Here is a 10,222-nt window from a genome sequence, read left to right as displayed (position 1 = left end):
TCAGTCAACACATGCATCACTGAAAGACCGCTTTCGCGAGCAAGCCCGCTCCCACAGTTGGATCGTGTTCCAAAGTGGGACCGGGGATTCAAACCACCGCGTTGTAGAACTGCTCGCTGCTCTTCTGCTCCACCAGTGCCTGCTCAATCGCCGCCTGATGCACCTCATCGGCGTGCTCTTCACGGGCCTCCGGCAAGATCCCCAAACGCGAGAACAACTGCATGTCCTTATCCGCCTGCGGGTTGGCAGTGGTCAGCAACTTGTCGCCGTAGAAGATCGAGTTGGCACCGGCAAAAAACGCCAGGGCCTGCATCTGCTCGTTCATCGCCTCACGGCCGGCCGACAGGCGTACATGGGACTGCGGCATGAGGATGCGCGCCACGGCGAGCATGCGGATAAAGTCGAACGGGTCGATGTCCTCGGCGTTCTCCAGCGGCGTACCGGCCACCTTCACCAGCATGTTGATCGGCACCGACTCCGGGTGTTCCGGCAGGTTGGCCAGTTGGATCAGCAGGTTGGCGCGGTCGTCGAGGGACTCGCCCATGCCGAGGATGCCGCCTGAGCAGATCTTCATCCCCGAATCCCGCACGTAGGCCAGGGTTTGCAGGCGCTCGCTGTAGGTGCGGGTGGTGATGATGCTGCCGTAGAACTCCGGCGACGTGTCGAGGTTGTGGTTGTAGTAATCGAGGCCGGCCTGGGCCAGGGCTTCGGTCTGCTCCTGGTCGAGGCGTCCGAGGGTCATGCAGGTTTCCAGGCCCATGGCTTTTACGCCTTGGACCATCTGCAACACGTAGGGCATGTCCTTGGCCGACGGGTGTTTCCACGCGGCGCCCATGCAGAAGCGCGTCGAACCGATGGCCTTGGCGCGCGCAGCCTCTTCGAGGACCTTCTGCACTTCCATCAGCTTTTCTTTTTCCAGGCCGGTGTTGTAGTGGCCCGACTGCGGACAATATTTGCAATCTTCCGGGCAGGCGCCCGTCTTGATCGACAGCAGGGTCGACACTTGCACACGGTTGGCGTCGAAATGCGCGCGGTGCACGGTCTGCGCCTGGAACAACAGATCATTGAACGGCTGCACAAACAGCGCTTTGACTTCGGCGAGGGACCAATCGTGACGCAAGATGGCGGTGGTGCTGGCGCTCATGGGCGATTCCTTGATTATGCTTTGGCAAGCGCTGCGGGAAGGGCAATACCCACAGACACGACACGGATGCTCGGCATATTTAAGGAAGATTCATGCACTGTCAACCTGACCACAAACACCAGGTTTACATCTGGTTAAAAAACGAACAAACCTGTTTAATCTGCGATGAAGCGACACACTCCCGCCATTGTGTGTGCAACGTCTGCGAAACCGAGCTGCCCTGGCTGCTGGCCGCGTGTGAAAGCTGCGCCCTGCCCTTGCCGATGGACGGTCTGATTTGCGGCCAGTGCCTGAAAAAACCACCGGCCTTTAAACAGGTGATTGCCCCCTGGACCTACAGCTTCCCCATCGACAGCCTCATCAGCCGCTTCAAGCACCAGGCGCGCTGGCCCCTTGGGCAAATGCTCGCACGGCTGTTGGGCCAGCACCTGCAACACCGCTTCGACACCACCGAACTTCCCCGCCCCGACTGCCTGCTGCCGGTGCCGATGGCGCGCAAACGCCTGCGGGAACGCGGCTTCAACCAGGCGCACATGCTGGCGCGGTGGCTCAGCCAAGACCTCGACATCGCCGTAGATGAACACCTGTTGTTACGCCCCCACGACACCGTTGCGCAACAAGCCCTCGATGCCAAGAGCCGCCAGCGCAACCTGCGCACAGCCTTCGCCCTCGCCGCCAACGCCGACGTCACAGGCCGCCACTTCGCCCTGGTGGACGACGTGCTCACCACCGGCGCCACCGCCCACAGCCTCGCCCGCCTGCTGATCCACGCCGGCGCGCGCCGGGTCGATGTGTATTGCCTGGCCCGCACCCCCAAACCGGGCACCTGACTTGACGCCGCCGCGCCTTGCCCGCACCGTTCGGTCTATCTCATCCAAGCGTGTCGCCATGTCTCTGCCAGCCTCCCTCAGCCAACACATCATCCGTCGCCCCCAGCGCATTGCCTTGCTGGGGCATATCGCCGAACAGGGCTCGATCACCCGCGCGGCGAAAAGCGCCGGCTTGAGCTACAAGGCCGCCTGGGACGCCATCGACGAACTGAACAACCTCGCGCAAAAGCCCCTGGTGGCGCGCAGCGTCGGCGGCAAGGGCGGCGGCGGCGCCAAGCTGACGGCCGAGGGTGAGCGGGTGTTGCGTCTCTACCAGCGCCTGCAAGTGGTGCAGGCCGAACTGCTGGGTTCGGATGAGGCCGCCAGCGACTTCAATCTGCTCGGCCGCCTGATGCTGCGCACCAGCGCGCGCAACCAGTTGCACGGCCAAGTCATGGCGATTGAAAGCCATGGCCGCAACGACCTGATCCGCCTGCAACTGGCGGGCGGCCTGACGCTGCAAGCGCAAATCACCCACGACAGCACCCAGCGCCTGGAACTGGAAATCGGTGTGGAAGTGGTGGCGCTCATCAAGGCTGGCTGGTTGGAATTGCTGGCCCCCGGGGCTGCTGCAACACCTGGACACAATTGCATGGACGGCAGGATCGAGGCGATTCTCCACGCCGACGACGGCCCCAGCGAAGTGCGCATCGCCCTGCCTAACGGCCAGGTTCTGTGCGCCCTGGCGCAGCCCGACGCGCTCAAGGCACTGGATGCTGGCGAGGGCAGGACGATCCAGGTGCAATTCGCCCCGAGCAATGTGTTGCTCGGCACACCGGTGTAGGCAACGCCCGCCGTCAAACTGCAACAATTTCGTCACGCGCGCTCCTTAAGGTGTCTGCAAAAACCGCAGGGAGCCTGAGATGAGCCTATTAGAAGAAAACCAAGCCACCGACCTTGAACAGATGGTCGGCCTCACCCGCCGCCGCTTTATCGGCGCCGGCGCCCTGTGCGGCGCGGCGATGTTCCTCGGCGGCAACCTGCTGAGCCGCAGCGCGATGGCCGTCAACGCCGCTTCCGCCAGCCCGTTGCTGGGTTTCACCAGCATCGCCGCCGCCACCAGCGACGCCATTACCTTGCCACCGGGCTACAGCGCTTCGGTGCTGATTAGCTGGGGCCAACCACTGAGCAAGAACGCGCCGGCCTTCGATCCGTCCGGCAACGGCACGGCCGCAGCCCAGGAACAGCAATTCGGCGACCACAACGACGGCATGAGCCTGTTCGCCTTCCCCGGCGACGACAATCGCGCGCTTATGGCGATCAACAACGAATACACCAACTATCGCTACCTCTTCGCCCACGGCGGCGCGCCGCAATCGGCCGAAGAAGTGCGCAAGGCCCTGGCCAGCGAAGGGGTGTCGGTGATCGAAGTACGGCGCAAGGGCGACACTTGGCAATTTGTCCAGGACTCGCGCTACAACCGGCGCATCCACGGCAACTCGCCGATCCGCCTGGGCGGCCCCGCGGCCGGCCATGCCTGGCTGAAAACCGGCGCCGATAAAACCGGCACCAAAGCCCTCGGCACCTTCCAGAACTGCGCCAACGGCAAGACGCCATGGGGCACTTATCTGACCTGTGAAGAGAACTTCACCGACTGCTTCGGCAGCAGCAACCCACAACAAACCTTCAATGCCGGGCAAAAGCGCTACGGCGCGGTGGCCGCCAGCAAGGAGATCAACTGGCACCAGCACGACCCGCGCTTTGACCTGGCCAAGAATCCCAACGAACTCAATCGCCACGGCTGGGTGGTGGAAATCGACCCGTTCGATCCAAAGTCCACCCCGGTCAAACGCACCGCCCTCGGCCGCTTCAAGCACGAAAACGCAGCGCTGGCTGAAACCCGCGACGGCCGCGCCGTGGTGTACATGGGCGACGATGAACGCGGTGAATTCATCTACAAGTTCGTCAGCCGCGACAAGATCAACCACAAGAACCCCAAGGCCAACAAAGACCTGCTGGATCACGGCACCCTGTATGTGGCGATCTTCGACGCCGGCGACGGTAACGCCGACCACCCCAAGGGCAGCGGCCAATGGGTCGAGCTGACCCACGGCAAGAACGGCATCGACGCCAGCAGCGGTTTCGCCAGCCAGGCCGAAGTGCTGATCCACGCGCGCCTCGCCGCCAGCGTGGTGAAAGCCACACGCATGGACCGCCCGGAATGGATCGTGGTCAGCCCCACCGACGGCCAGGTCTATTGCACCCTGACCAACAACGCCAAGCGCGGCGAAGACGGCCAGCCGGTGGGCGGGCCCAACCCACGGGAGAAAAACGTCTACGGCCAGATCCTGCGCTGGAAGGCCGACGCCGATAACCACGGCGCCCACACGTTCAGCTGGGACCTGTTTGTGGTGGCCGGCAACCCGGGCGTGCATGCCGGCACACCCAAGGGCGGCTCGTCGAATATCAACCCACAGAATATGTTCAACAGCCCCGATGGCCTGGGTTTCGACAAGGCCGGGCGCCTGTGGATTCTTACCGACGGCGACTACAGCAACGCAGGCGACTTCGCCGGCATGGGCAATAACCAGATGCTGTGTGCCGACCCGGCCACTGGGGAAATCCGCCGGTTCATGGTCGGACCGGTGGCATGTGAGGTGACGGGCATCAGCTTTTCGCCGGATCAGAAGACGCTGTTTGTGGGGATCCAGCACCCGGGGGAAACCGGGGGTTCGACCTGGCCGGAGCATCTGCCCAACGGTAAGCCGCGCTCGTCGGTGATGGCGATTCGGCGGGATGATGGTGGGGTAGTCGGCGCCTGATAAGCCCTCTTCGCGAGCAAGCCCGCTCCCACATTCGACCGCATTCTCATGCTGGAACTCGGTCAAGTGTGGGAGCGGGCTTGCCCGCGAAGGCGTCCGCACAGCCACCACCTATCGATGCTGTTACCATACCCGGCCGGACGCGGCGCCCTGCTGCGCGCAGGAGTTCGCATGGCCCACCCGTTTGAAACACTCACCCCCGACCTGGTCCTCGACGCCGTCGAAAGCATCGGTTTCCTCAGCGATGCGCGCGTATTGGCGCTCAACAGCTACGAAAACCGCGTCTATCAGGTGGGCATCGACGACGCCGAGCCGCTGATCGCCAAGTTCTACCGCCCGCAGCGTTGGACCAACGAAGCGATCCTCGAAGAACACCGCTTCACCTTCGAACTGGCGGAATGCGAAGTGCCGGTGGTCGCGCCGCTGATCCACAACGGCGAAAGCCTGTTCGAACACGCAGGCTTCCGTTTCGCCCTGTTCCCCCGCCGTGGCGGCCGTGCGCCGGAGCCGGGCAATCTCGACCAACTCTATCGTCTCGGGCAACTGCTCGGCCGTTTGCATGCGGTGGGTGCCACCCGCCCGTTCGAACACCGTGAAGCCCTGGGTGTGAAGAACTTCGGTCACGACTCCCTCAACACCCTGCTCGAAGGCAACTTTATCCCCAAGAGCCTGCTGCCGGCCTACGAGTCCGTGGCCCGCGACCTGCTCAAGCGCGTGGAAGAGGTGTACAAGGCCACGCCGCACAAGAACATCCGCATGCACGGCGATTGCCACCCCGGCAACATGATGTGCCGCGACGAGATGTTCCATATCGTCGACCTGGATGACTGCCGCATGGGCCCGGCGGTGCAGGACCTGTGGATGATGCTCGCCGGTGACCGTCAGGAATGCCTGGGGCAGTTGTCGGAATTGATGGACGGCTACCAGGAATTCCACGACTTCGACCCACGCGAACTGGCCCTGATCGAACCCCTGCGCGCCTTGCGCCTGATGCATTACAGCGCCTGGCTGGCACGGCGCTGGGATGACCCGGCGTTTCCCCATAGCTTCCCGTGGTTTGGCAGTGAGCGTTACTGGGGCGACCAGGTGTTGGCGTTGCGCGAGCAGCTGTCAGCCCTCAACGAAGAACCGCTGAAACTCTTCTGACCCACCCTCTCCCCTGTGGGAGCTGGCTTGCCTGCGATGACGGCTGCACATTCAGCATGAATGTGTCTGAACGACCGCTATCGCAGGCAAGCCAGCTCCCACAGAAAAGCGCCACCCATTGCCCGAGAAAAATCCTTACAATCGCGCTTTGTTAGCTGCCTAAGCAAGGATTTTGCAATGCACGCCGTCAACCCCCGCAAGGGTTACATCCTGGGCCTGAGCGCCTATGTCATCTGGGGTCTGTTCCCGCTCTACTTCAAAGCCATCGCCAGCGTGCCGGCCGCCGAAATCATCGTGCACCGCGTGCTGTGGTCGGCGTTGTTCGGCGGTTTGCTGCTGATGGTGTGGAAACACCCCGGCTGGTTCCGTGAACTGCGTGACAACCCCAAGCGCCTGGCGATCCTGGCCCTCAGCGGTTCGTTGATTGCGGGTAACTGGCTGACCTATGTGTGGTCGGTAAACAGCGGGCGCATGCTCGAAGCGAGCCTGGGTTACTACATCAACCCCTTGGTGAATGTGCTGCTGGGCATGCTGCTCCTCGGCGAACGCCTACGCCGCTTGCAATGGGCCGCGGTCGCGCTGGCGGCGGTGGGTGTGGCGCAGCAGGTGTGGCAGGTGGGCAGTTTGCCGTGGGTGTCGCTGGTGCTGGCACTGACCTTCGGTTTCTACGGGTTGATCCGCAAGCAGGCGCCGGTCAAGGCACTGCCGGGGCTGGTGGTGGAAACCTGGATGCTGGTGCCGATTGCCGTGGCGTGGTTGTTGTTCAACCCGACCGCCCACAGTGCACAACTGGCGTTCTGGAGCACGTCCGAAGCCTGGTGGCTGGTGGCCGCAGGCCCGGTGACGCTGATCCCGCTGGTGTGTTTCAACGCCGCCGCACGGCATTTGCCCTACACCGCATTGGGCTTTTTGCAGTACGTCGCGCCGACCCTGGTGCTGCTGGAAGCCGTGCTGCTGTTCGGCGAGCACCTGGCGCCGAGCACGCTGATTGCCTTCGCGTTTATCTGGGCGGGCCTGGTGGTCTACAGCGTGGATGCGTGGCTGAGCGTGCGCAAACGCTGACCAAATAATGTACAAACCTCTGCAAGCCACAGCGGGCGTGGCTTGCAGACATCCACCCCAAGGTTATCCACAACCTGATCCCCGCCATTTGTGCACAAGCACTTGAAATTGCTCGTTTTTTGCTCAAACAGCCGAGAAGCCCGGCCGGCGTGGCCTGGCGCCGGGTCTCTACAGGTTATCCACAGGCCCATGCAAGATTTCCCTGCATAACCCTGTGGGCAGATTATTCCTCGTGGTGCAGTTCCACCATCAAGTCATCGGCCAGGGTTTCCAGGGACAGCTGCAAGGTATCCAGGGACAGCGCCGCGGGCACCTGCAACAGCGCCTCGGCAGTGAACAACGGGTCGCCGCTCATGGGCGCCGGGCGCACATCGGTGCTCAGGCTCTCCAGGTTCACCCCTTGCTTGCTCAACAGCGCGGTGATCTCGCGCACGATGCCGGAACGGTCATTACCTACCAGCGTCATCATGATGGATTTGCTTGCCGACGCCTGCCCACTGCTGCCCTCGCCCACCAGCACACGAATGCCGTGTGTGGATAAGTCCTCTAGCGCGCCCACCAGTGCCTGACGGTTTTCTGTGGGAACACTGACGCGCAGGATCCCGGCAAACTGCCCGGCCATGTGGGCCATGCGGCTTTCCAGCCAGTTGCCGCCGTGGGCGGCGATGTTCTGCGCGATGCGTTCCACCAGGCCGGGTTTGTCGGCGGCGATAATTGTGAGTACAAGATGGTCCATGGCGAAGCCCTCTGGAATTCAATCTACAAGGTGGACTCGACAGCCACCGAAAACAAATCGTGTACCATTTTTATATTTATCTGGAACAATCCAATAGTTTTTTGAGAACATCCCGTTCTCCGCTGTGACCGTACGACCAAAGTGGGTCGCTAAACGACGTATTTAGTCTAATTTTCACAACCGCAAGTCATCATGTAGTATGCGCAACCTGGCACTACATAATGAAAATCTAAAAAGCGCTTAAGCTGTGCAGAGTGAGGCAAGCAATGACTGAACACGTTCAAGTCGGTGGCCTGCAGGTCGCCAAAGTCCTGTTCGACTTCGTGAACAACGAAGCCATTCCCGGCACCGGCATTACTGCCGACCAGTTCTGGGCCGGTGCCGACAAGGTCATCCATGACCTGGCACCGAAGAACAAAGCCCTACTCGCCAAACGCGACGATTTCCAAACGCGCATCGACACCTGGCACCAGACCCACGCCGGCCAGGCTCACGACGCGGTGGCCTACAAAGCCTTCCTGCAAGACATCGGATACCTGCTGCCAGAAGCCGCAGATTTCCAGGCCACGACCCAAAACGTCGACGACGAGATCGCCCGCATGGCCGGCCCGCAGCTGGTGGTGCCGGTAATGAACGCGCGCTTCGCCCTCAACGCCTCCAATGCGCGTTGGGGCTCGCTGTATGACGCGCTGTATGGCACCGACGCCATCAGCGAAGCCGACGGCGCCGAAAAGGGCCAGGGCTACAACAAAGTGCGTGGCGACAAGGTGATTGCCTTCGCCCGCGCCTTCCTTGACGAAGCCGCACCGCTCAGCGCCGGCAGCCACGTCGAGTCCACCGGTTACAAGATCGTTGATGGCAAGCTGATCGTCAGCCTCAAGGGCGGCAGCAACAGCGGCCTGCGCGACGACGCACAACTGATCGGTTTCCACGGCGACGCGGCACAACCGACCGCCGTGCTGCTGAAACACAACGGCCTGCACTTCGAAATCCAGATCGACGCCAGCACCCCGGTCGGCCAGACCGACGCCGCCGGCGTCAAAGACGTGCTGATGGAAGCCGCGCTGACCACCATCATGGACTGCGAAGACTCCGTCGCCGCCGTCGATGCCGATGACAAAGTGGTGATCTACCGCAACTGGCTCGGCCTGATGAAAGGCGACCTGGCCGAAGAAGTGGCCAAGGGCGGCAAGACCTTCACCCGCACCATGAACGCCGACCGCGTTTATACCGGCGTGAATGGCCAGGACGTGACCCTGCACGGCCGCTCCCTGCTGTTCGTGCGCAACGTCGGTCACCTGATGACCATCGACGCGATCCTCGACAAAGACGGCAACGAAGTGCCGGAAGGCATCCTCGACGGCCTGGTCACCAGCCTCGCGGCGACCCACAGCCTCAACGGCAACAGCAGCCGCAAGAACAGCCGCACCGGTTCCGTGTACATCGTCAAACCGAAGATGCACGGCCCGGAAGAAGCCGCGTTCACCAACGAGCTGTTCGGCCGCATCGAAGACGTGCTGAAGCTGCCGCGCAACACCCTGAAAGTCGGGATCATGGACGAGGAGCGCCGCACCACGGTCAACCTCAAGGCCTGCATCAAGGCGGCCAGCGAGCGCGTGGTGTTTATCAACACCGGCTTCCTCGACCGTACCGGCGACGAGATCCACACCTCCATGGAAGCCGGCGCGATGGTGCGCAAGGCCGCAATGAAGGCGGAAAAATGGATCGGCGCCTACGAAAACTGGAACGTCGATATCGGCCTGAGCACCGGCCTGCAAGGCCGTGCGCAGATCGGTAAAGGCATGTGGGCGATGCCCGACCTGATGGCGGCGATGCTCGAACAGAAAATCGCCCACCCACTGGCCGGCGCCAACACCGCGTGGGTACCGTCGCCGACCGCCGCTGCGCTGCACGCGCTGCATTACCACAAGGTCGACGTCTTCGCCCGCCAGGCAGAACTGGCCAAGCGCGAACGCGCCTCGGTGGACGACATCCTCACTATTCCTCTGGCGACCAATACCGATTGGTCCGACGAAGAAATCCGCAACGAACTGGACAACAACGCCCAGGGCATCCTCGGTTATGTGGTGCGCTGGATCGACCAGGGCGTCGGCTGCTCGAAAGTGCCGGACATCAACGATGTCGGCCTGATGGAAGACCGCGCCACCCTGCGTATCTCCAGCCAGCACATCGCCAACTGGCTGCGCCACGGCATCGTCAACGAAGCCCAGGTAATGGAAAGCCTCAAGCGCATGGCGCCGGTGGTGGACCGTCAAAACGCTGGGGATAAGTTGTACCGCCCACTGGCACCGGATTTCGACAGCAACATCGCGTTCCAGGCAGCGGTGGAGCTGGTGATTGAAGGGACCAAGCAGCCGAATGGCTATACCGAGCCGGTGTTGCACCGCAGGCGTCGGGAGTTCAAGGCCAAGAATGGCCTGTAAATGAAAAAAGCCCTGGTCGAGAGACCGGGGCTTTTTCTTTGGGGCTGGGATGACTGGGC

Annotated in this window: 8 protein-coding genes; 6 read left to right on the top strand and 2 right to left on the bottom strand. The window is 62.3% G+C overall.

Annotated elements, in window-relative coordinates:
• Positions 1 to 88: 88 nt before the first annotated feature.
• Positions 89 to 1,144 (bottom strand): biotin synthase BioB, encoded by a 1,056-nt coding sequence (gene bioB, locus NUV89_RS10500; protein WP_257781235.1) that lies wholly within the window; start codon positions 1,142 to 1,144, stop codon positions 89 to 91.
• A 92-nt stretch (positions 1,145 to 1,236) separates the two neighbouring features.
• Here bioB and NUV89_RS10495 point away from each other — a divergent pair, with 92 nt between their 5' ends.
• The 5 genes from NUV89_RS10495 (at position 1,237) to rarD (ending at position 6,983) form a co-directional block, all read left to right on the top strand.
• Positions 1,237 to 1,974, top strand: coding sequence for a ComF family protein (locus NUV89_RS10495; RefSeq protein WP_257781234.1), 738 nt, complete (start codon positions 1,237 to 1,239; stop codon positions 1,972 to 1,974).
• Between the two features lie 58 nt (positions 1,975 to 2,032).
• Positions 2,033 to 2,797, top strand: coding sequence for a TOBE domain-containing protein (locus NUV89_RS10490; RefSeq protein ID WP_257781233.1), 765 nt, complete (start codon positions 2,033 to 2,035; stop codon positions 2,795 to 2,797).
• Positions 2,798 to 2,876: 79 nt separating this feature from the next.
• Positions 2,877 to 4,775: a PhoX family phosphatase gene (locus tag NUV89_RS10485; RefSeq protein ID WP_257781232.1), complete on the top strand. Its 1,899-nt coding sequence runs from the start codon at positions 2,877 to 2,879 to the stop codon at positions 4,773 to 4,775.
• A gap of 171 nt (positions 4,776 to 4,946) precedes the next feature.
• Entirely contained in the window at positions 4,947 to 5,921 is a 975-nt protein-coding gene (locus NUV89_RS10480; RefSeq protein ID WP_017739544.1) for a serine/threonine protein kinase, read from the top strand.
• A gap of 177 nt (positions 5,922 to 6,098) precedes the next feature.
• Positions 6,099 to 6,983, top strand: a complete 885-nt coding sequence (gene rarD, locus NUV89_RS10475; protein ID WP_257781231.1) for an EamA family transporter RarD — start codon at positions 6,099 to 6,101, stop codon at positions 6,981 to 6,983.
• Between the two features lie 223 nt (positions 6,984 to 7,206).
• Here the strand turns inward: rarD and NUV89_RS10470 are convergent, their stop codons facing one another.
• Positions 7,207 to 7,719 carry a glycine cleavage system protein R gene (locus NUV89_RS10470; RefSeq protein WP_124527166.1) on the bottom strand — a complete coding sequence of 171 codons (513 nt, stop codon included), beginning with the start codon at positions 7,717 to 7,719 and terminating at the stop codon, positions 7,207 to 7,209.
• Between the two features lie 266 nt (positions 7,720 to 7,985).
• Here NUV89_RS10470 and NUV89_RS10465 point away from each other — a divergent pair, with 266 nt between their 5' ends.
• Positions 7,986 to 10,163, top strand: a complete 2,178-nt coding sequence (locus NUV89_RS10465; protein ID WP_257781230.1) for a malate synthase G — start codon at positions 7,986 to 7,988, stop codon at positions 10,161 to 10,163.
• Positions 10,164 to 10,222 lie beyond the last annotated feature (59 nt).

Source organism: Pseudomonas sp. 18.1.10, from assembly GCF_024655625.1.
Lineage (GTDB): Bacteria > Pseudomonadota > Gammaproteobacteria > Pseudomonadales > Pseudomonadaceae > Aquipseudomonas.
Note: the sequence above shows the minus strand (reverse complement) of the source record. Positions and strands in the feature narration are given on the sequence as shown.

Excerpts from the sequence above, each read along its gene's own strand:
- bioB (WP_257781235.1), bottom strand. The coding sequence starts at position 1,144 with ATGAGCGCCAGCACCACCGCCATCTTGCGTCACGATTGGTCCCTCGCC.
- NUV89_RS10480 (WP_017739544.1), top strand. The coding sequence starts at position 4,947 with ATGGCCCACCCGTTTGAAACACTCACCCCCGACCTGGTCCTCGACGCC.
- NUV89_RS10465 (WP_257781230.1), top strand. The coding sequence starts at position 7,986 with ATGACTGAACACGTTCAAGTCGGTGGCCTGCAGGTCGCCAAAGTCCTG.
- NUV89_RS10495 (WP_257781234.1), top strand. The coding sequence starts at position 1,237 with ATGCACTGTCAACCTGACCACAAACACCAGGTTTACATCTGGTTAAAA.
- rarD (WP_257781231.1), top strand. The coding sequence starts at position 6,099 with ATGCACGCCGTCAACCCCCGCAAGGGTTACATCCTGGGCCTGAGCGCC.
- NUV89_RS10470 (WP_124527166.1), bottom strand. The coding sequence starts at position 7,719 with ATGGACCATCTTGTACTCACAATTATCGCCGCCGACAAACCCGGCCTG.
- NUV89_RS10485 (WP_257781232.1), top strand. The coding sequence starts at position 2,877 with ATGAGCCTATTAGAAGAAAACCAAGCCACCGACCTTGAACAGATGGTC.
- NUV89_RS10490 (WP_257781233.1), top strand. The coding sequence starts at position 2,033 with ATGTCTCTGCCAGCCTCCCTCAGCCAACACATCATCCGTCGCCCCCAG.